Source organism: Mycobacterium sp. KBS0706, assembly GCF_005938675.2.
Lineage (GTDB): Bacteria > Pseudomonadota > Alphaproteobacteria > DSM-16000 > Inquilinaceae > Inquilinus.
Window position 1 is genome coordinate 24,627 of the sequence record NZ_VCCH02000042.1, and the last position, 20,286, is coordinate 44,912.

The window sequence follows — 20,286 nt, forward strand, 5'->3', positions numbered from 1 at the left end:
CGCACCCCATGTCCGATCCGACCCAGCCTGCCACCGGCGCCACGCCAGACCAAGGCGCCAACACGATGTGGGGAGGCCGCTTCGCCGCCGGCCCGGCCGCGATCATGGAGCGGATCAACGCCTCGATCGGCTTCGACCGCAAGCTCTGGGCGCAGGACATCGCCGGGTCGCGCGCTCATGTCGCAATGCTCGCCGCGGAGGGCATCGTGTCCGCCGAGGATGCCGCCGCGATCGACCGCGGCCTGCAGCAGGTCGGGCAGGAGATCGCCGACGGCAGGTTCGAGTTCAAGACCTCGCTCGAGGACATCCACATGAATGTGGAGGCGCGTCTGGCCGAGATCATCGGCCCGGCCGCCGGGCGGCTGCACACGGCGCGCAGCCGCAACGACCAGGTGGCGACCGATTTCCGCCTCTGGGTGCGCGACGCCTTCGACCGGCTGGAGCAGGGGCTGCAGGCGCTGCAGGCGGCGCTGATCGGCCAGGCCGAGTTGCACGTCGACACCATCCTGCCCGGCTTCACCCATCTGCAGGTGGCGCAGCCGGTCACCTTCGGCCATCACCTCCTGGCCTATGTCGAGATGCTGGGCCGCGACCGCAGCCGCGTCGCCGATGCCCGCGCCCGGGCCAATGAATGCCCGCTCGGCGCCGCCGCCCTGGCCGGCACGCCCTATCCGATCGACCGGCACGCGACCGCCAAGGCGCTGGGCTTCGACCGGCCGACCGCCAATTCGCTCGACAGTGTCTCCGACCGCGACTTCGCGCTCGACTACCTCGCCGCCGCCGGCATCTGCGCCATGCACCTGTCGCGGCTGGCGGAGGAGATCGTGTTCTGGTCGACGCCGCAGTTCCGCTTCGTGCGCCTGTCCGACGGCTTCTCGACCGGGTCGTCGATCATGCCGCAGAAGCGCAACCCGGACGCGGCGGAGCTGGTGCGCGGCAAGACCGGCCGGGTGTTCGGCAGCCTCGGCGCGCTGCTGACCGTGATGAAGGGCCTGCCCCTGACCTATCAGAAGGACATGCAGGAGGATAAGGAGCCGGTGTTCGACGCCGACGACACGCTGATGCTGTGCCTGGCCGCGATGACCGGCATGGTCGAGAGCTGGACCGTCAATGCCGAGGCGATGCGCCGGGCCACCGAGGCCGGCTTCCCGACCGCGACCGACCTGGCCGACTGGCTGGTGCGGCAGCTCGGCGTGCCGTTCCGCGAGGCGCACCACATCACCGGCCATCTGGTGAAGCTGGCCGAGGACAAGGGCTGCCGCCTGTCCGACCTGCCCCTGGCCGAGATGCAGGCGGTCCATGCCGGCATCACCGACGCCGTCTACGCCGTGCTGACCGCCGAGGCCTCGGTCGCCAGCCGCAAGAGCTCTGGCGGCACTGCGCCCGACCGGGTGCGCGAGGCCGTCCAAGCCGCAAAGGAGCGTTTCCTGTGATTCTCCGCGTTATCCTCGCCGTGACCCTGGCCTTCGGCCTCGTCGCCTGCGGCAAGAAGGCGGCCTCGGTCAGCGCCCCCGACAGCAAGACTTCCGCCTATCCACGAGGCTACCCGAGCTCATGACCGCCTTCGCCTATCGCAACGGCGCCCTCTTCGCCGAGGACGTCGATCTCGCCGCCGTGGCCGCTGAGGTCGGCACGCCGGCCTATGTCTATTCGACCGCGGCGCTGGTCGCGAATTACCGCGCCTATGTCGACGCGCTGGCCGGGCTGCCGATCGCGGTCTGCTTCGCCGCCAAAGCCAATTCCAACCTCGCCGTGCTTCGCACCCTGGTGCAGCAGGGCGCCGGCATAGACGTGGTCTCGACCGGCGAGATGAAGCGGGCGCTGGCCGCCGGCTGCCCGCCCGACCGCATCGTCTTCTCCGGCGTCGGCAAGACCGCGGAGGATCTGGAGGCGGCGCTGCTGGCCGGCATCCACCAGATCAACGTCGAATCGCTGCAGGAGCTGGAGCTCTTGTCCCAGGTCGCGGTGCGGCTGCGGCGCGACGCGGTCGTCGCCTTCCGGGTGAATCCCGATGTCGACGCCAAGACCCACACCAAGATCTCGACCGGCCGCAAGGGCGACAAGTTCGGCATCGAGCTCGAGGACGCGGCCGAGGCCTATCGGCGGGCGCAGGCCCTGCCGGGCGTCCGCCCGGTCGGCATCGCCGCCCATATCGGCAGCCAGCTGCTCGACCTGTCGCCCTATCGCGATGCCTATCGCCGCCTGGCCGAGCTGGTGCGCGACCTGCGCGCCGCCGGCCATGTGGTCGAGCGGCTCGATCTCGGCGGCGGCATCGGCATCTCCTACAAGGGCGACCCGGCGCCGGCCTTGGCCGACTATGCCCGCATCGTGCGCGAGACGGTGGGCGACCTCGGCTGCCATCTGATGTGCGAGCCGGGCCGGTCGATCTGCGGCGATGCCGGCGTCCTATTGTCGCGGGTAATCTTCATCAAGCCCGGGCGGACGCGGACCTTCGTCATCCTCGACGCGGCGATGAACGACCTGATCCGCCCGGCGATGTACGAGGCCTGGCACGGCATCGTGCCGCTGCGCCAACCGGCGGAAGGCGTGGCCGAGGCTGAGTTCGACGTGGTCGGCCCGGTCTGCGAAAGCAGCGACACCTTCGCCAAGGCCCGGCCCCTGCCGCCCCTGGCCGCGGGTGACCTGGTCGCCTTCACCGGCGCCGGGGCTTACGGGGCCGTCATGGCCTCGACCTACAACACCCGGCCGCTGGTGCCGGAGGTGCTGGTCGACAAAGATCGGTTTGCCATCGTCAGAAAACGGCCCACATTTGAAGAGATGGTCGCCGGGGAGAGCCTGCCGCCCTGGCTGGCCTGACGACGGAGGCGTAGGAGGAGAGGTGGCCCGCAGCCCGACGGAGGCCCCTAGGTCGACGGAGCCGGCCGAGCCGCGCGCCAAGATCGCGCTGGCGTGGCTGGCTGCGGCCTGGGAGGCGGCGTGGCGCGCCGCCTGGCCCGTCGCCACCGTGCTCGGCGCCTTCCTCGTCCTCGCCGGCTTCGACCTGCTGCCCGACCTGCCGGGTTGGATCCACGCCCTGATCCTGGTCGCCTTCGCCGCGGCGCTGGTCGTCGCCAGCCGGCCGCTGTGGCGGCTGCGCCTGCCCGACGGGCTGGCGGCGCGGCGTCGGCTGGAGCGCGACAGCGGCATCGAGCACCGGCCGCTGACCGGGCTGCACGACACCCAGGCCACCGGCACTTCCGATCCGCTCAGCCGCGTGCTGTGGCAGCGCCACCTGGCCCAGCGCGCGGCCCAGCTGCGCCTGCTCAAGCCCCGCCTGCCGCGGCCGCGCAATGCCGAGGCCGACCGCTACGCCCTGCGCGGCCTGGTGGTGATCGGGCTGATCCTGGCCATCGTGGCCGCCGGCGACGACTGGCGCGGGCGGCTCGGCCGGGCCTTCACGCCCGGGCTGTTCGGCGCCACCGCCGCCACCGCGCCGCGGCTCGACCTGTTCGTCACACCGCCCTCCTACACCGGCAAGCCGCCGATCTACCTCACCGCCGGCCAGGTGGCCGCGCCCGGCCAGCCGGCGCCTGGGCCGGTCGAGATCCCGGTCGGCAGCGCTCTGGTCGGCCGGGTCGCCGGCGGCGACGAGGCCCCGACCCTCAGCCTCGCCGGCAGCGACACCGCCTTCACCTCGATCGAGGGCGGCAACTACGAGTTGCAGGCCAAGGTCACCGGCGGCGACCGGCTGTCGGTCAGCCAGGACGGCACGGTGCTGGGCGAATGGCCGGTCAAGGTGCTGCCCGACGCGCCGCCGACCGTCGCCTTCACCGACAAGCCGAAGCCGACCGAGCGCCAGGCGCTGCGGCTCGACGCCACCGCCGGCGACGACTACGGCATCGCCACCCTGACCGCGACCGTCACCCTGGCCCCGGGCGCGCCGGCGGTGCTGGACCAAACGCCGATGACCATCCCGCTGTCGGTGCCGGGCCGCTGGCCGCGCGAGGTCAAGACCACCTCCTACCAGGACCTGACGCCGCATCCCTGGGCCGGGCAGGCGGCCGACATCGTGCTGACCGCCACCGACGCGGCGGGGCAGAGCACAAAGTCGGCGCCGGAGCGGGTGACGCTGCCGGAGCGCGAGTTCCACCACCCGGTGGCCCGCGCCATCATCGAGCAGCGCCGGATCCTGACCCTGCAGCCGGACCAGTCGGAGACCGTGGCCGAGACGCTGGATATGCTGTCGCAGCGCCCGGACCGCTACTACGACGACCGGGTGGTGTTCCTGGCGCTGCGCACCGCTGCCCGGCGGCTGTTCTTCGCCGAGGATCCGAAGCCGCATGTCGCGCCGCTGCGCGACCTGCTGTGGGACACCGCGCTCAGGATCGAGGACGGCGACATGTCGCTGGCCGAGCGGTCGCTGCGCGAGGCGCAGCAGCGCCTGGCCGATGCGCTGGAGCGCGGCGCCGACGACCAGGAGATCAAGCAGCTGACCGACGAGTTGCGCCGGGCGATGGACCGCTACCTGCAGGCGATGGCCGAGCAGATGCAGGACAAGATGCGGCGCGGCGAGCTGAAGGAGATGATGCTGCCGCCGGACGCACAGATCATGGACCGGAAGCAGTTCCAGGACATGATCGACCGGATGCAGCAGCTGTCCGAATCCGGCGCCAAGGACCAGGCGCGGGAGCTCTTGTCCCAGATGCAGAACATGATGGAAAACCTGCGCATGGGGCAGATGAGCCAGCAGCAAGCCGAGGCCCAGCAGAAGGCCATGAACCTGCTGAAGGACCTGCAGAAGCTGACCAATGCACAACGCCAGCTGCTGGACCAGACCTTCCGCCAGCAGCAGTCGCAGGAGAGCGGCGAGGAGGGCGACCCCTCGCAGCCGCAAGACGGCACGCCGGAGCAGAACGCCCAGACCCAGGAGGCGCTGCGCCGGGCGCTGGGCGAGCTGATGCGCGAGCTCGGCGAGATGGGCGGCGACATCCCGATGCCGCTGGGCCGGGCCGAGCGGGCGATGAAGCAGTCGGGCGAGTCCCTGGCCCAGGGCGATCCCGGCGGCGCCGTGCCGTCGCAGACCGAGGCGCTGGACCAGCTGCAGCAGGGGCTGCAGGGCATGGCGCAGCAGATGATGGAGGGCATGGGCGCCCAGCCGGGGATGGTCGGGCGCGCCCAGAACGGCCAGATGTTCGAGAACCAGGATCCGCTGGGCCGGCCGATGACGAACAGCGGCGGCACCACCGACGGCGATGTCGGCCTGCCGACCAAGTTCGACACCGAACGCGCCCGCGCCATCCTCGACGAGCTGCGCCAGCGGCTGAACGACCGCTCGCGCCCGCCGCCGGAACGGGATTATATCGAAAGGCTGCTGCGCCAGTTCTGAGCGCGGCCATTTCCGCCAGGACGAGGATTCCCGTGACGGCGATCACGCTCGAGACGATCCGCGACGCGCGCGCCCGCATCGCCCCCCATGTGCTGCGCACCCCGACCCTGCCGCGCGAGCTGCTGAGCAGCCTGCTCGGCCTGCCGGTGGTGGCGAAGCTGGAGCTGCTGCAGCATGGCGGCTCGTTCAAGGCGCGCGGCGCCTTCAACGCCATGCTCACCCTGGGCGAGGCCGAGCGGGCCGCCGGGGTGGTCGCGGTCTCCGGCGGCAACCACGCGCTCGGCATCGCCTATGCCGCCCGGGTGCTGGGGCTGGACGCCACACTGATCATGCCGACCGTGACGCCGGAGAACTACGTCGCCGGCACCCGCGCCGAGGGGGCGGAGGTGGTGCTGGTCGCCGACATCGCCGCCGCCTTCGCCGAGGCCGAGCGCCAGGCCGCGGCGGGCCGCACCCTGATCCATCCGTTCGACGACCCGCGGGTGATCTCCGGCCAGGGCACGATGGGGCTGGAGCTGCTGGAGGACGCGCCCGACACCACCGATATCATCGCCTCGATCGGCGGCGGCGGCATGATCTCGGGCGTGATCACCGCGGTGAAGGCGTTGCGGCCGGAGATCCGGATCTGGGGCGTCGAAACCGAGGGCGCCGACGCCATGAGCCAGGCCCTGGCCGCCGGCAAGCCGGTGCGCCTGCCGGCCATCACCTCGATCTCCACCACGCTGGGCGCCCCCTCGGTCTCCGAGCGCACCCTGGCCATCGTCCGCGACGCGGTCGAGGAGGTGCTGGTGGTGCCGGACGCCGAGGCGGTGCGCGGCGTGCAGGTCCTGGCCGAGCAGGCCAAGGTGGTGACCGAACCCGCCGCCGGCTGCACATGGGCCGCGGCGCTGCGGCTGAAGGACCGGCTGCCGCGCGACGCCCGGGTGGCGCTGATCCTGTGCGGCGGCAACGTCTCGCTGGCCGACATCGAACGCTGGCGGGCGCGGTTCGGCATCAGCTGATCGGGCGGGTCATTCACCGGACTGCCCAGCATCCCGTCATCCCGGGCGCGGCGAAGCATGAAGTGGTGCGCTGCAGACCCGGGACCTCTTTACGGGCAGCGACGAGATCCCGTGTCTGCACTGCGGTACTTCGCACCGCAGAGCGCACGGGATGACGATCAATGCATCAGTTCGCCGATATGGGACGCTATGGCGCCGCGCCCGTCTGCGTCCCGATCTCCAGCCGGGTGGCAGTGTCGGGAAGGGTCTCGACTGTCACTGCCACCTGCACCGACTGGTCCGGCGCCAGCGATTCGGTGGTCACCACCAGCGGCGTCCGCGCCACCACGGTGCGGCTGGCGTCCAGCAGGCGCACCTCGATCGGCGGCACCGGGCGGGTCACCAGCGCCCGGTTCTCGACCCGGCCGGTGACCACCACCTGTTCGACGCCGCTGCCGGCGACGCGCCGCACCTCCAGGTTCTGCAGCACCAGCCCGCGGCCCAGCGCGCCGGTCTCGACCGGCTGCGCCACCGGCACGCCGATGGTGTCGTAGAGGCGGATCGCCGGCGGCCAGAAGCGGACGATCGAATCGCGCGCGAAATAGCCCACCCCGGCCAGGCCGCCGACCAGCAGCACCGCCAGCGCCAGGCCCACCGCCGGCCCGTCGCGCCGGCGCGGCGTGATCACCACCGGCAGGTTGGTGATGTGCCCCGCAGCCGACGGCGGCGTCGCGGCCCATGCCGCCGGGCCGATCAGCACCGGCTGCGGCTCTGGCGGCGATGCCGCCGGCAGCGGCTCGACCGCCGATTCGCGCCAAAGATGGCCGCAGCGGGCGCATTTGACGCGCCGGCCGTTCTGGCCGATCGCCGCCGGATCGACGAGGTAACGGGTCGAACAACTGGGGCAGGTGACGATCATGGCGCCTTATCGCATGCCGCCTTGCCGCTGCCTATATCATCCGAGGCGATTTTGTGAACGGCGCGAAGGCGTTGCGAAACCAGGCCGAGGGATGTCGCTCCGGGGCGGTGACGCGGCCGCATAATCTTGCCACGATCCGCCCCTTTCCTGTCCGGGCGCCGTGACCGCGGCCGCGGCGCAACAGCAGACCCGTGTATGTCGAGCAACGTTGATCCTCCTCCCAAGCCCCGGCCCTGGCGCCGCCGCCTGCGCCGGGTGCTGCTGCTGCTGGTCGTCCTGGCGGCGGCCTGGGGGCTGGGGCTGGCCTGGTTCGTGGCCCAGGCCGGGCGCGGCGGCGAGGCCGACCCCGACCACACCGACGCCATCGTCGTGCTGACCGGCGGCAGCGAGCGTCTGCGCGCCGGGCTCGACCTGCTGGCGCGCGGCGTGGCCGAACGCCTGCTGGTCAGCGGCGTGCATCGCGACGTCAGGCTGGAGGAGCTGTTCGCCCTGTCGCCGACCGATGATTCGCTGCGCTGCTGCGTCGATCTCGGCTATTCCGCGGCCGACACCATCGGCAACGCGCAGGAGGCGGCGGCCTGGATGCGGGCACATGGCTTCCGCAGCCTGCGCCTCGTCACCTCGAACTACCACATGCCGCGCAGCATGCTGGAGTTCCGGGCGGCGATGCCGGGGATCGAGATCAAGCGGCAGCCGGTCGACCCCGAAACGGTGCATCTCGACCGCTGGTGGGCCTGGCCCGGCACGGCGCGGCTGATCGTCTCCGAATACAACAAATTCCTGGTTGCGCTGGCGCGTGTCACCCTGGGCAGGATATAGGGCGTCATGACCATCCTGCGCTCAGCCCTCTTCAACTTGCTGTTCTTCGGCTGGACCACGCTGTGCTGCTTCGCCCTGCTGCCGGCGCTGTTCCTGCCGCATCGCGTGACCATGGCCTGGATCTTCGTCTGGCTGCGCGTGACCCACTGGCTGGAGAAGACGGTCCTCGGCATCGACTATCGCGTGGTCGGGCGCGAGAACCTGCCCGACGGCGCCTGCATCGTCGCCGCCAAGCACCAGTCGGCCTGGGAGACGCTGAAGCTGCATCTGCTGCTGCCCGACCCGGCAATCGTGCTGAAGTCGGAGCTGCTGAAGGTGCCGGTCTGGGGCAAGTACCTGCTGAAGACCGGGATGATCCCGGTCGACCGCGGCGCCGGCAGCCGCGCGGTCCGCGCCATGATCGAGCACGCCAAGGTCCGGGTGGCGGAAGGCCGGCCGATCGCGATCTTCCCGCAGGGCACCCGCACCGCGCCCGGCACCTGGCGGCCCTACCGTATCGGCGTCGGCGCCCTCTATGAGGGGCTGGGCGTGCCGGTGGTGCCGATGGCGCTGAACTCCGGTGTGTTCTGGGGCCGCCGTGCCTTCCGCAAGCGCCCGGGCACGATCACGGTCGAGTTCCTGCCGCCGATCCCGCCCGGCCTGCCGCGCGAGGAGATGATGCGGCGGCTGGAGGACGAACTGGAGACGGCGTCCGAGCGCCTGTCGGTCGCCGCGGGCGGGCCGCCGACGCCGCGGCCGACCAAGGTCACGGCGACGGTCTGAGAGCCGGTTGCGCCGACTTCGTCTCCTTCTGCTCATCGCCGCGGTCGGCGGCCTGTCGCTGCTGGCCACGGCGCTGGTGCTGCGCCTGCCCGGCGCCGCCGCGCTGGCCGGCAATGCCGACGTCCTCTACCTGCCGGCACTGTTCGACGACCTGCATCGCGGTCTCGACGCGCTGCGCGGCTGGCACCTGACGCCCGGGCCCTATGTCTTCCCGGACATGGCGATCTATGGCCTGGCCGATCTCGCGACCGGCGATTTCCGCCAGGCCCTGCCGCTTGCCGCGGCGCTGCAACTCGGCCTGCTGCTGCTGCTCGGCGGCGCCGTGCACCGCGCCGCGGGCGGCCGCTCCGCCGCCATGGCCGTCGCCGCCTTCGCCGCCGTGCTGGCGCTGCTCTTCGCCTTCGGCTGGGGGCTCGCCGGCGCCTATGCGCTGAACTGGCTGATCTACCCCTTTGTCGTCACCTTCCATTTCGGCGCGATCCTGATCGCGGCCGCGGTGCTGCTGCTGGTTCTGCGCCAGCTCGACCGGCCAGGCCCATGGCCGCTGATCGGCCTGGCTCTCCTGATCCTGGCCGGGGTGCTGTCGGACAGCTTCGTCCTGCCCTATGCTGCCGCCCCGGCCCTGGCGCTGCTTTGCACCCTGGCACCGCGGACCCGGCGGGCGGCTTCGGCGGCCGTGGCGGCGGTCGGCGCCGCGGCGCTCGCCGCCTTCCTGCTGCAGGGCTGGATCAATCCACTGGGCGGGATTTATCGCGACCAGCTCGACCTCGGCATCGGCTACGGCCTGTTCCGGCTCGGTAGCGTGCTCTGGCGCGCGAATCCTGCCGAGCTGGCGGTCAATTTCGGCCTCATCGTCTTCGCCCTGCTGCCGGTCGCCCGCACCGTCGCGGTGCTGCGTGGCCTGGCGGCCGGGAACCGCGAGATCGAGCCGGCGGACCGGATCGCGGTCTTCGCGGCCGCGTCCTCGTTGGCGACGCTGCTGGCGGTGGTGCTGTTCGGCATCTTCCGCGACGACTCATTCCTGCGCTACTTCCAGCCCTGGCTGTTCCTGACCGCGCTCTGGCTCGCCCATCTCGCCGCCGACCGGCTGCGGGTGCCGGCCTGGCCGGTTGGGGCGACAGTGGCGGTGCTGCTCGCGGTCGCCGCCGCGCTCTGGGCCCGGCCGGACCAGCTGGCGGCGCGGATCGAGCCGCCGCCGACGCTGGCCTGCTTCCAGGGCTCGACCGCCGGCCTGGCCGGCTACTGGTGGGCCAAGCCGCTGGTGCTGCATTCCGGCCGGCGGGTCCAGATCGCGCAGATAGCGCGCAACGGCGCGCCCTATCACTGGATCATCAATGAGGACTGGGCCCGGCGCGACTGGGCCGGCGGCACCGGCGCGCCGCCCTTCGGCTTCATCCTGATGGACGGGCTGCACGCCCGCGCGGTGATGGCCCGCTACGGCATGCCGGACCGGGTGGAGCACTGCGCCGGCATCCCGCTGTGGCGCTACGACGACCCCGACCGGCTGCGCCGCCCCCTGGCTGCGGCGACGCCGGTGACGCTGCCGGATTAGCGGGATTGGACCCTTCGCCCGGCCTCGGCTAGGCTGGTTGCCATAATCGTTAAGGGGAGGGAGCGATGGGTGCTGATGCAGGCGTGTCACCCTGGCGCTCGGCCGCCATTCTGGTCGGCCGGCTGATCTTCGCCGCTGTGTTCGTGCTGGCGGTCAGCTTCAAGATCATGGGCATGGGCGACACAGCGGGCTACATCGCCGCGGCCGGGTTCCCGATGCCGATGCTGCTGGCCTGGCTGGCCGCCATCCTCGAATGCCTGCTGGTGATCGGGTTCCTGACCGGGGCCTACTTCACCGAGACATGCCTGGTGGCGGCGGTCTATGTCGTGTTCCTGGCCTTCGCCTTCCACGGCCCGTCGCACTGGGCCGGGAACCAGGCCGAGTTCGGCTTCTTCGTCGACCACTTCACCTTCCTGGCCGGGCTGCTCTTCGCCGCGGCGCACGGGCCGGGGCGGATCCTGGCGCTGCGCCGCTCGACGGCCGGCGGAGCCTAGGCCGCCGGCCAGGCCGCCATCGCCCGGCGCACGATCTTCATCAGCGCGTCGTATCCAGCGCCATCGAGCGCCTGCACCGACAGGCCCTGGATGATGGCCCCGTAGAACCGCGCCAGCTCGTCCGGGTCGGTCCCGGGCGGCAGCTCGCCCTCGCCGAGGGCCCGGGTAAAGCGGGTGCGCAGTCTCGCCACCGAGTTGCCACGCCTCTCCGTCACCACCGCCGCCGCCGGCCGGTTTTCCGGGGCGCAGGTCAGGATCGCGGTCGAGACCATGCAGCCGGGCGGATGGGCGGGATCGCTGAAGTCGCGGGCCGACCCCTCCAGGATCAACCACACCGCTTCGCGCGCGGTCGGCGCCGCCATCGCCCAGGGGGCGGCGCGCTGCGGGTCGGCGCGGTAGCGATCCAGCACCTCGCGATACAGCCGCTCCTTCGACCCGAAGGCGCCGTACAGGCTGGGCGTGGTGATTCCCATCGCCGCGGTCAGGTCGGCGATCGACGCACCCTCATAGCCCTGGCGCCAGAACACCGGCAGCGCCCGGTCCAGCGCCGTGTCGCGGTCGAAGCCCCTGGGACGGCCGCGCGGACGCGGCGGATCTGTTTTCATAGCGATCGATCTGAAAATCTGGTTGACGAAGTTCCTGCGATCATATTTCGTAGTGATCCATCTGAAAATGGAGTCCTCCGATGACGATCGCCGCTTCCCTGTTCGACGCGCCGGCCGCCGATCCTGCCCTGTCGCCGCGAATCGATGCCGTGATCGACCGGGCGCTGGCGGAGAAGCGGATCGTCGGCACGGTGGTGCTGGCGGCGCGGGACGGCCGGCTGGTCTACAGTCGCGCCGCCGGCCTGGCCGACCGCGAGGCCGGGCGGCCGGTGCGCGAGGATACGGTGTTCCTCTATGCCTCGCTGACCAAGCCGATCGTCACCGCCGCCGCGCTGCGGCTGGTGGAGGAGGGGCGGATCGCCCTGGCCGACCCGGTGACGAAATACCTGCCCGACTTCCGGCCGAAGCTGGCCGACGGCACCGAGCCGGTGATCACCATCCACCACCTGCTGACCCACACCGCCGGCCTGATCTACGGCTTCACCGAGCCGGCGGACGGCCCCTATCACCGCGCCGGCGTCTCCGACGGGCTCGACGTGCCGGGCCGGAGCTTCGCCGACAATCTGCGCCGCATCGCCTCGGCGCCGCTGGCCTTCGCCCCGGGTTCGGCCTGGGCCTATTCGCTGGCGCTCGACGTGCTCGGCGCCGCGCTTGAGGTGGCCGCGGGCGAAAGCCTCGGGGAGATCGTGCGCCGTCGGGTCACCGAACCGCTCGGGCTCGAGGACACCGGCTTTGCCCCGCCGGACCGGTCGCGCCTCGCTGCCGCCTATGCCGATGCGGCGCTGGAGCCGGTGCGGATGGGCGAGACCTACACCATTCCCGAATCGCGGGAATTCCCCGGGCTGCGCTATTCCCCGGGCCGCATCTTCGACCCGGCCTCCTACCCGTCCGGCGGCGCCGGCATGGCGGGCACGGCCGGCGACTTCCTGGTGTTCCTCGAAGCCCTGCGCCGCGGCGGCGCGCCGATCCTCAACGCCGAGACGGTGCAGGCCATGGCCACCAGCCAGATCGCCAGGCTGGCGATGCCGCAGTCGCCGGGCACCACCTTCGGCTACGGCTTCGCGCTGGTGACCGACCCGGCGGCGGCCGGGGTGCCGATGACGGCTGGTACCTGGCGCTGGGGCGGCGTCTATGGCCATTCCTGGTTCGTCGACCCGGCCCGGCGGCTGAGCGTCGTCGGCCTCACCAACACCGCGCTCGAAGGCATGAAAGGCGAATTCGTCACCGACCTGCGCGCCGCGATCTATGCCGGGCTGGACTGACAGGATTCAGCCCTCCGGCTCCGCTTCTCTTTAGAATTGGGCTGGGATTCTTTACGGAAATATGAAGATTTCCGTCCCAATTCTAAACGTGTATGAACGGCCCCTCGGCTTTAAGGGGGGAAGAGATGACGTTCAGCATCGAACGCGCGGGCCGGCCCGTCTTCGGCAGCCGGGTCCAGGACCGGCAGGTCTCGCAGGGGACCTCCTTCCAGGCGGCGCTGCAACGGGCGGCTTCGTCCTCGCCGGCCTCCCGGCCGACCGACGAGCCGCAGACGGAGCAGCAGCTGATCGCGCGGCTTCAGCGCGACATCGTGACGGATTACCAGCCCGAGGCGGACGAGATGCAGGGCGCCATGGTCCTCGACCAGGTGAAGCCCTTCCTCGACCGGCAGCCTCCCGAGCAGCGGCAGGCGACCGTGCTGCGCCTGCTCGAGGCCTTCGAAACGCCGGAGGGGCACATCCCCGGCGAGGAGGCGGCCACCTATTACGATATCCGCCAGAGATACGGCTGGGTGCGGGACGGCATCGCATCCGCCGCCACCCTGTCCGGGCTGGCCACCACTCCCGCCGAAGCGCAGCGGCGCGAGGGCGAGGAAGCCTTCGCGTCGAAGCTCTACGACCGCGGCAACGAACTGGAGTACCACCCGGACCAGGCGCAGGACAGCCAGGGGGCGATGGCGGCCGACATCCGGACCTTCCTCGACGAGACGACGCGCGGCGCTGACAGCGAATACGCCTCGGAGATGAAGTGGACTGTGCTCAATCGGCTCTACGAGCGGGACTGGGTCGATGCCGGACCGGTGATGGGGGCGATCGAGCAGGTCGCGGCGCAGGATTTCGGCAAGGAGCTGCTGCCCACCATGCATCGCGGCGCGGGCACGCACGCAGCGGTCGAGGCCATCCGCAACCGGGCCGGCATCATGGGCGGCGATCCCGAGCGGGAGGCGCTCGGCATCGCCAACCCGCAATTCTACAGCCTGGCGATCGGCGCCAGGCACGCATCCGCGGCGACACAGCTGGAGCTGGCGGACACCCTGGCCGACGAGCGCGTCCCCTTCTCGGACGTCACCCAGTTCGTCACCATGCCGCTCCAGGACGAGAGAAACTCCCTTCAGGAGAACGGGCTGGAGATGTTCCGGCGCCTCGAATGGCTGACACGGGACATGGAGGGGCCGCTCGCCGCGCAGGTCGTCGGCAAGACGCTGGACGAGATGCAGAGCACGGGCGGCCTGCCCGACAAGATCGACTTCAACGATTGGAAGGGCGACGGCGAATCCTGGGAGGGCAGTGCCCTGGCGAACCTCAATGCCGTCGCGGATCGGATCAAGGGGACGACGGCAGGCGACGCCGTGCTCGATCGGATGCGCGGCTACGGCATGATTCGCGACTGAGTCTCCGCTTCCGATCCATGCCGGGCCGGCATGCCCGGGTCCTGGGGCAGCCACTGTGTTTGGTTGACCGGACTTGACCGCACCCCCATCCTTTGGGGGTATGCCGTTCTGCGGGAGGTCCGTCGTGGCCGAGCCGGGCGATATCGCGACCCAGATCTGGGACATGAAGTACCGGCTGAAGCAGCCGGACGGCACCCCGGTTGATTCGACGGTCGAGGACAGCTGGCGCCGGGTCGCGACCGCCGTGGCCGCCGCCGAATCGGACCCCGGGCTGTGGACCGAACGCTTCCTCGGCATCCTGCGCGACCATCGCTACCTGCCGGCCGGCCGCATCCTGGCCGGCGCCGGCACCGGGCGCGACGTCACCCTGTTCAACTGTTTCGTCATGGGCACGGTGCCGGACAGCATGTCCGGCATCTTCGCCCATCTGCGCGAGGCGGCGCTGACGCTGCAGCAGGGCGGCGGCATCGGCTATGACTTCTCCACCATCCGGCCGAAGGGCGCGCCGGTCGCCGGCGTCGGCGCCGATGCCTCGGGCCCGCTGTCGTTCATGGATGTGTGGGACGCGATGTGCCGCACCATCATGTCCGCCGGCTCCCGCCGCGGCGCGATGATGGCGACCTTGCGCTGCGACCACCCGGACGTGGTCGACTTCATCGAGGCCAAGCGCACCCCCGGCCGGCTGCGCATGTTCAACCTCTCGGTCCTGGTCACCGACCCGTTCATGCAGGCGGTGGCCGACGACGCGCCCTGGGACCTGGTGTTCGGCGGCCGCGTCTTCCGCACCCTGCCGGCGCGCGAGCTGTGGGACCGGATCATGCGCTCGACCTATGATTCGGCCGAGCCTGGCGTGATCTTCATCGACCGCATCAATGCCCGCAATAATCTCCAATATTGTGAGCAGATTCAAAGCACTAACCCGTGTGGCGAACAGCCGCTGCCGCCCTACGGTGCCTGCCTGCTCGGCTCGGTCAACCTGGCGAAGCTGGTGGTCGATCCGTTCACGCCCGACGCCCGCTTCGACCATGCGGCGCTGGCGGAGATCGTGCCGGTCGCGATCCGGCTGATGGACAATGTCGTCGATGTCTCGCGCTTCCCGCTGCAGGAGCAGCAGGCCGAGGCCTGGGCCAAGCGGCGCATCGGCCTCGGCGTCACCGGCCTAGCCGATGCCTTCCTGATGCTCGGGGTGCGCTACGGCTCGCCCGAATCGGCGGCGCTGACCGAGGAGTGGCTGGAGGCGATCAAGCGGCACTCGTATCGCGCCTCGGCCGGGATCGCGGCGGAGAAGGGGCCCTTCCCGCTGTTCGACCGCGACGCGTTCCTGGCCGCGCCGGGCGTCGCCGAGCTGCCGCAGGAGGTCTGCGACCTGATCGCCCGGCACGGCATCCGCAACGCGCTCCTCACCTCGATCGCGCCGACCGGCACCATCTCGCTCTTCGCCGGCAACGTCGCCTCCGGGATCGAGCCGGTCTTCGCCTGGACCCACACCCGCAACGTGCTGCTGCCCGACGGCAGCCGCCGGGCGGAGACGGTGGAGAACCACGCCTATCGCCTGTTCCGCGAGATCCACGGTGCCGAGGCGCCGCTGCCGGACTATTTCGTCGACGCCCAGACCCTGCAGCCGTCCGACCATCTGGCGATCCAGGCGGCGGCGCAGAAGCACATCGACAGCTCGATCAGCAAGACCATCAACTGCCCCGAGGACCTGTCCTTCGACGCCTTCAAGGACGTCTACGCCCAGGCCTATGCGCTGGGCTGCAAGGGCTGCACCACCTACCGGCCGAACCCGATCACCGGCGCGGTGCTGGAGGCGAAACCGGCGGAGAAGCGGGCGGCCGACGCCCCCGGCCTCAGCGTGCCCGCGGCGCGGCCGGAGGTGCTGCCGGGCGAGACCTACAAGCTGCGCTGGCCGGACAGCGACCACGCCATCTACGTCACCCTCAACGACACGGTGATCGACGGCCAGCGCCGGCCCTTCGAGATCTTCATCAACTCGAAGAACATGGAGCACTACGCCTGGACCGTGGCGCTGACCCGGATGATCAGCGCCGTGTTCCGCCGCGGCGGCGACGTCGCCTTCGTGGTCGAGGAGCTGAAGGCCGTGTTCGACCCGCGCGGCGGCCAGTGGATGGGCGGCCGCTACGTGCCGTCGCTCTTGGCCGCGATCGGCGAGACCATCGAGCGGCACATGGTGGCGACCGGCTTCCTGGCGAAGCCGGAGGGCATCGTGCCGGAGGTGGCGGTCGAGGTCACGGCCGAGCCTGTGGGCCATCCGGTGCGGCCGCCGGGCCGGTCCTGCCCGAAATGCGGCCACCCGACCCTGATCCGGCAGGAAGGCTGCGACACCTGCCTGAACTGCGGCTATTCGCGCTGCGGCTAAGCCGCTGGCTCTGCCGCCTCGGCCACCTTCTTCGCCAGCGCGAACAAGGCGCCGTCGCGGATGCCGAGCTCGCGCAGATGCTCGACCGTGTTCAGCAGATAGTCGCGGTTCGGTCCGCTGCTGCCGATGCCGGTGCGGATCATCGCCAGCGTCTCCTCCGGCCCGAGCGTGCCGCGGTATTGGTGGTGGCGGCGATCGGCCAGAAAGCAGCAGGCCGTGACCGGGCCGAAGGGCAAGCGGATCTCTTTGAGACTGGGGCGGTAGACGCCGGTCACCATCTCGCGCTCCCAGAGATAGGCGACCACAGCCTGCACATGCTCCGGCGCCACCTTGAACGCCATGCCGCGGCAGGAGCCGCCGCGGTCGAGGCCCAGCACCAGCCCCGGCCGCTCCGGCGTGCCGCGGTAGCGGTGCGACAGCACGCAGAAACGGCGGTGATAGCCGTGCAGCACCGCCGGCTGCCGCTCGAGATGCGGGAAGCCCGGATTCCACATCAGCGAACCGTAGCCGAACACCCAGAGCGGCTCGCCCGGCATCAGCGGCAGGTTCGGCGTCTTCCAATCGTGATGACCATCGGCCATATCACAGATGTACCCTTTCGCAGCTGCGAAGGGGAGGGGCGTCGTGTCGCGTTTCGCCGGTTCGGCTTGACTCCGCGGCCCGGTCGCGGCCACGTGCCCTCCTCGCCACCATCCGGGACCGCCATGCGTCGCCGCCGCCGTATCGTCGCCGTTCCCACCACCCTCGTCGTCCTGCTCGCCGCCGGCTGGACCGGCGGCTGGTACTGGGCCGCGGGGAAGGTCGAAGCCCAGGTGCAGGCCTTCGCCGCCAACCCGCCGCCCGGGGTCACGGTCGATCCCGGCACGGTCAGCGTCGAGGGCTTCCCGCTGGCCTTCACCGTCGAATCGCAGGCGCCTAGCCTGCGCCGGATCGACGGGTTGACCTGGAACGCCGCCGGGGTGGTCGCCACCGCCAAGCCCTGGACCCTGCCCGAAGTCGGCTTCACCATCGCGCCGCCGCAGCGCATCACCCTGCCGGGCAGCCCGGCCCTCACCGTCGAGGTCAAAGGATCGGGCAGCGGCAGCGCCCGCATCGGCAGCGACGGCAAGCCGAACCGGGTGCTGCTGACCCTGTCCCAGGTCGAGCTCGCCGGCGGGCTGCTGCAGGCGCCGCTGCCGATCGCCCGGATCAACGGCTCGGTCGACCGCGCGCCGGAGGAAGCCGGGGCCGGCGCCGCCGCCTCGCTCGACATCGAGGGGCTGGAGACGCCGGATCTCGGCCTCGGGGCCATGGGCCGGCGGGTCGACATGGTGGCGGCGCGGTTGACCGTGCTGGGCCCGCTGCCGAAGGCCGCGACCGCGCCGGAGCTGACCGCCTGGCGCGCCGCCGGCGGCAAGCTTAGGGTCGACCAGCTGGCGCTGCGCTGGGGGCCGCTGGTGATCGACGCCGACGGCACCCTCGACCTCGACGACAAGCTGCAGCCGCAGGGCACGCTGACGGCGAAGATCCGCGGCTACGGCCCGGTGATCGAGGACCTGCAGAAGGCCGGCGTGGTGAAGGACCGTGACGCCGGCTTCGCCAAGGTCGGGCTCGACCTGATGGCCGGCCAGCCGGCGGCGGACGGCACCCGCACCGTCACCGCTCCGATCGCGATCGAGAAGGGCCGCGTCTCCTTCGGCCCGCTGCAGGTGGCGAAGCTGCCGGAGATCCGCTGGAAGGACTAGACGGCGGGGCCGGTCAGTCCTCGTCCTTGGTCAGGCGCGCCGCTTTCTCCGGCTCCATCTCCTCCTGATGGGCATCGACGACGCCACGGCGGATGGCTCGGGTGCGGGTGAACCAGGATTGCAGCGTGTCGCCCTCGCCGCGGCGGATGGCGCGCTGCAGCCGCACCAGGTCCTCGGTGAATTGCTGCAGCACCTCCAGCACCGCGTCCTTGTTGGTCAGGAACACGTCGCGCCACATCACCGGGTCGGAGCCGGCGATGCGGGTGAAGTCGCGGAAGCCGCCGGCCGAGAAGCGGATCACTTCGGCCTGGGTCGCCTCTTCCATGTCCGAGGCGGTGCCGACGATGGTGTAGGCGATCAGATGCGGGATGTGCGAGGTGATGGCCAGCACCCGGTCATGGTGCTCGGCGGTCATGCGCTCGACCATCATGCCCATGCCGCGCCACAGCGCCTCGACCTTGGCCACCGCCTGCGGGTCGACGCCCGGCTCCGGCGTCAGCACGCACCAGCGGTCGATGAACAGCTCGGCGAAGCCGGCGGACGGGCCGGAATGCTCGGTGCCGGCGATCGGATGGCCGGGCACCAGATGCACGCCGGCCGGCAGATAGGGGGCGATGGTCTTCGCCACCATGCCCTTGACCGAGCCGACATCGGTGATCACGGCGCCCGGCGCCAGGGCCGGGGCGATGGCCTTGGCCAGCTGCTCATAGGCGCCCATCGGGGCGCAGATCATCACCGCGTCGGCGCCGGCCACGGCGGCCGCCGGGTCAGCCTCGACCCGGTCGAGGAAGCCGAGAGCCATCGCCTCGTCGCGGGTCTCCTGGCGGCGGGCATGGCCGACGATCTCGCCCGCCAGCCCGTGCCTGCGGGCGGCGCGCGCGACGGAGGAGCCGATCAGGCCGATGCCCAGCAGGGCCAGGCGCCGGAAGACCGGTGCCGCGGGTTCGGTCGCCGGCGCGCTCATCGGCCGCGCAGATGCTCGGCCAGCGCCGCGACAACCGCCCGCATCTCCTCCGCGGTGCCGATGGTGATGCGCAGGCAGCTGGGCAGGCCGTAGCCGCCCATCTGGCGCACCAGGATGCCGGTGTCCTTCAGATGCAGCCGGGCCGCCTCGGCGTCGCGGTCGCCGAAATCGACCAGCAGGAAGTTGCCGGCCGAGGGCAGCGGCGACAGGCCCAGCTTCTCCAGCTCCGCCGCGGTCCAGCGCCGCCATTCGGCGTTGTGGGCGCGGCTCCGCTCGATGAAGGCCTCGTCGGCCAGCGCCGCCACGCCCGCCGCCTGGGCCGCGGCGCTGACGTTGAACGGCCCGCGGGCGCGATGCAGGATGTCGGTGATGCCGGCCGAGGCATAGGCCCAGCCCAGCCGCAGCGCGCCCAGGCCGTAGATCTTCGAGAAGGTGCGCAGCATCACGACGTTGCCGGCCCGGTCGACCAGGTCGGCACCGGCGCTGTACTCCGGGTCGTCGATGTACTCGGCATAGGCGGCGTCCAGCGCCAGGATCACGTCCGGCGGCAGGGCGGCGTGCAGCCGCTCGACCTCGGCCCTGGGCAGCAGGTAGCCGGTCGGGTTGTTCGGATTGGCCAGGAACAGGATGCGGGTGCGCGGCGTCACCCGGGCCAGCAGCGCGTCGACATCGGTCCTGAGATCCGCCTCGGGCGCGGTGACCGGCGTGGCGCCGACCGCCTTGGCCGCGATCGGATACATCAGGAAGCCGTGCCGGCTGTACAGCACCTCGTCGCCCGGCCCGGCATAGCTCTTGGCCAGGAGCGCGATCAGCTCGTCCGACCCGGCGCCGGCGACGATGCGGTCGGCATCCAGGCCGAAGCGGGCGGCCAGGGCTGCGCGCAGGGCGCTGCAGCCGCCGTCCGGATAGCGGTGGATCTCGCCGCCCAGCTCGCGATAGGCCGCGGTCGCCTTCGGGCTCGGGCCGAAGGCGCCCTCGTTCGAGGCCAGCCGGATCGGCCGGCCCAGCTGCGGATGCGGCACGGCCTTGGCCTCGCCGCCGATATAGGGGTCGATGTCGAGCAGGCCCGGGCGGGGGCGCGGGGCTTGGATCGCCGTCATGGGATGTC

The 20,286-nt window shown here is 71.3% G+C and carries 18 protein-coding genes; 13 read left to right on the top strand and 5 right to left on the bottom strand.

What is annotated here, in order from left to right; all coding sequences use genetic code 11:
* Positions 1 to 8: 8 nt before the first annotated feature.
* From argH to FFK22_RS22235, 5 genes are read left to right on the top strand one after another with little or no spacing between them, the layout of a single operon-like run.
* Positions 9 to 1,433 carry an argininosuccinate lyase gene (gene argH, locus FFK22_RS22220; protein ID WP_138889179.1) on the top strand — a complete coding sequence of 475 codons (1,425 nt, stop codon included), beginning with the start codon at positions 9 to 11 and terminating at the stop codon, positions 1,431 to 1,433.
* The gene (locus tag FFK22_RS44500) at positions 1,430 to 1,558 is read left to right on the top strand and encodes a hypothetical protein (protein ID WP_306770152.1); all 129 of its coding nucleotides are present in this window, start codon (positions 1,430 to 1,432) and stop codon (positions 1,556 to 1,558) included. The genes argH and FFK22_RS44500 overlap by 4 nt, the downstream gene beginning before the upstream one ends.
* Complete coding sequence (lysA, locus tag FFK22_RS22225; protein WP_138889178.1) at positions 1,555 to 2,817, top strand: diaminopimelate decarboxylase; 1,263 nt, start codon at positions 1,555 to 1,557, stop codon at positions 2,815 to 2,817. The genes FFK22_RS44500 and lysA overlap by 4 nt, the downstream gene beginning before the upstream one ends.
* Positions 2,818 to 2,839: 22 nt before the next feature.
* A complete protein-coding gene (locus FFK22_RS22230; RefSeq protein ID WP_186002584.1) occupies positions 2,840 to 5,326 on the top strand; it encodes a TIGR02302 family protein in 2,487 nt (828 codons plus the stop codon).
* A gap of 32 nt (positions 5,327 to 5,358) precedes the next feature.
* Positions 5,359 to 6,327 carry a threonine/serine dehydratase gene (locus tag FFK22_RS22235; protein ID WP_221938771.1) on the top strand — a complete coding sequence of 323 codons (969 nt, stop codon included), beginning with the start codon at positions 5,359 to 5,361 and terminating at the stop codon, positions 6,325 to 6,327.
* 187 nt (positions 6,328 to 6,514) lie between these two features.
* Here the strand turns inward: FFK22_RS22235 and FFK22_RS43925 are convergent, their stop codons facing one another.
* Positions 6,515 to 7,225: a DUF3426 domain-containing protein gene (locus FFK22_RS43925; RefSeq protein WP_221938776.1), complete on the bottom strand. Its 711-nt coding sequence runs from the start codon at positions 7,223 to 7,225 to the stop codon at positions 6,515 to 6,517.
* A gap of 195 nt (positions 7,226 to 7,420) precedes the next feature.
* Here FFK22_RS43925 and FFK22_RS22245 point away from each other — a divergent pair, with 195 nt between their 5' ends.
* From FFK22_RS22245 to FFK22_RS22260, 4 genes are all read left to right on the top strand, one after another.
* The gene (locus FFK22_RS22245; RefSeq protein WP_138889176.1) at positions 7,421 to 8,044 is read left to right on the top strand and encodes a YdcF family protein; all 624 of its coding nucleotides are present in this window, start codon (positions 7,421 to 7,423) and stop codon (positions 8,042 to 8,044) included.
* 6 nt (positions 8,045 to 8,050) lie between these two features.
* Positions 8,051 to 8,806 carry a 1-acyl-sn-glycerol-3-phosphate acyltransferase gene (locus FFK22_RS22250; protein WP_138889175.1) on the top strand — a complete coding sequence of 252 codons (756 nt, stop codon included), beginning with the start codon at positions 8,051 to 8,053 and terminating at the stop codon, positions 8,804 to 8,806.
* A gap of 7 nt (positions 8,807 to 8,813) precedes the next feature.
* Positions 8,814 to 10,358, top strand: a complete 1,545-nt coding sequence (locus tag FFK22_RS22255; protein ID WP_138889174.1) for a hypothetical protein — start codon at positions 8,814 to 8,816, stop codon at positions 10,356 to 10,358.
* Positions 10,359 to 10,423: 65 nt separating this feature from the next.
* Positions 10,424 to 10,852 (top strand): DoxX family protein, encoded by a 429-nt coding sequence (locus FFK22_RS22260; RefSeq protein ID WP_138889173.1) that lies wholly within the window; start codon positions 10,424 to 10,426, stop codon positions 10,850 to 10,852.
* Here FFK22_RS22260 and FFK22_RS22265 read toward each other — a convergent pair.
* A complete protein-coding gene (locus FFK22_RS22265; RefSeq protein ID WP_138889172.1) occupies positions 10,849 to 11,457 on the bottom strand; it encodes a TetR/AcrR family transcriptional regulator in 609 nt (202 codons plus the stop codon). The genes FFK22_RS22260 and FFK22_RS22265 overlap by 4 nt on opposite strands.
* 80 nt (positions 11,458 to 11,537) lie before the next feature.
* Between FFK22_RS22265 and FFK22_RS22270 the strand changes: the two genes are divergently transcribed.
* The 3 genes from FFK22_RS22270 (at position 11,538) to FFK22_RS22280 (ending at position 16,490) form a co-directional block, all read left to right on the top strand.
* On the top strand, positions 11,538 to 12,719 hold the full coding sequence (locus FFK22_RS22270; RefSeq protein ID WP_138889171.1) for a serine hydrolase: 1,182 nt from the start codon (positions 11,538 to 11,540) through the stop codon (positions 12,717 to 12,719).
* A gap of 125 nt (positions 12,720 to 12,844) precedes the next feature.
* On the top strand, positions 12,845 to 14,110 hold the full coding sequence (locus tag FFK22_RS22275; protein WP_138889170.1) for a hypothetical protein: 1,266 nt from the start codon (positions 12,845 to 12,847) through the stop codon (positions 14,108 to 14,110).
* A gap of 124 nt (positions 14,111 to 14,234) precedes the next feature.
* Positions 14,235 to 16,490 carry an adenosylcobalamin-dependent ribonucleoside-diphosphate reductase gene (locus FFK22_RS22280; protein ID WP_221938772.1) on the top strand — a complete coding sequence of 752 codons (2,256 nt, stop codon included), beginning with the start codon at positions 14,235 to 14,237 and terminating at the stop codon, positions 16,488 to 16,490.
* Here FFK22_RS22280 and FFK22_RS22285 read toward each other — a convergent pair.
* Complete coding sequence (locus FFK22_RS22285) at positions 16,487 to 17,071, bottom strand: gamma-glutamylcyclotransferase (protein WP_186002585.1); 585 nt, start codon at positions 17,069 to 17,071, stop codon at positions 16,487 to 16,489. The two genes, FFK22_RS22280 and FFK22_RS22285, sit on opposite strands and share 4 nt — an antisense overlap.
* Positions 17,072 to 17,194: 123 nt before the next feature.
* Between FFK22_RS22285 and FFK22_RS22290 the strand changes: the two genes are divergently transcribed.
* The gene (locus tag FFK22_RS22290; RefSeq protein ID WP_186002586.1) at positions 17,195 to 18,214 is read left to right on the top strand and encodes a DUF2125 domain-containing protein; all 1,020 of its coding nucleotides are present in this window, start codon (positions 17,195 to 17,197) and stop codon (positions 18,212 to 18,214) included.
* A 13-nt stretch (positions 18,215 to 18,227) separates the two neighbouring features.
* On the opposite strand, the gene FFK22_RS22295 is transcribed toward FFK22_RS22290, so the two are convergent.
* Together FFK22_RS22295 and hisC are read right to left on the bottom strand one after the other, a co-directional pair.
* A complete protein-coding gene (locus FFK22_RS22295) occupies positions 18,228 to 19,178 on the bottom strand; it encodes a prephenate/arogenate dehydrogenase family protein (protein ID WP_138889167.1) in 951 nt (316 codons plus the stop codon).
* Positions 19,175 to 20,278 (bottom strand): histidinol-phosphate transaminase, encoded by a 1,104-nt coding sequence (hisC, locus tag FFK22_RS22300; RefSeq protein WP_186002587.1) that lies wholly within the window; start codon positions 20,276 to 20,278, stop codon positions 19,175 to 19,177. Before hisC ends, FFK22_RS22295 begins: the two co-directional genes overlap by 4 nt.
* Positions 20,279 to 20,286 lie beyond the last annotated feature (8 nt).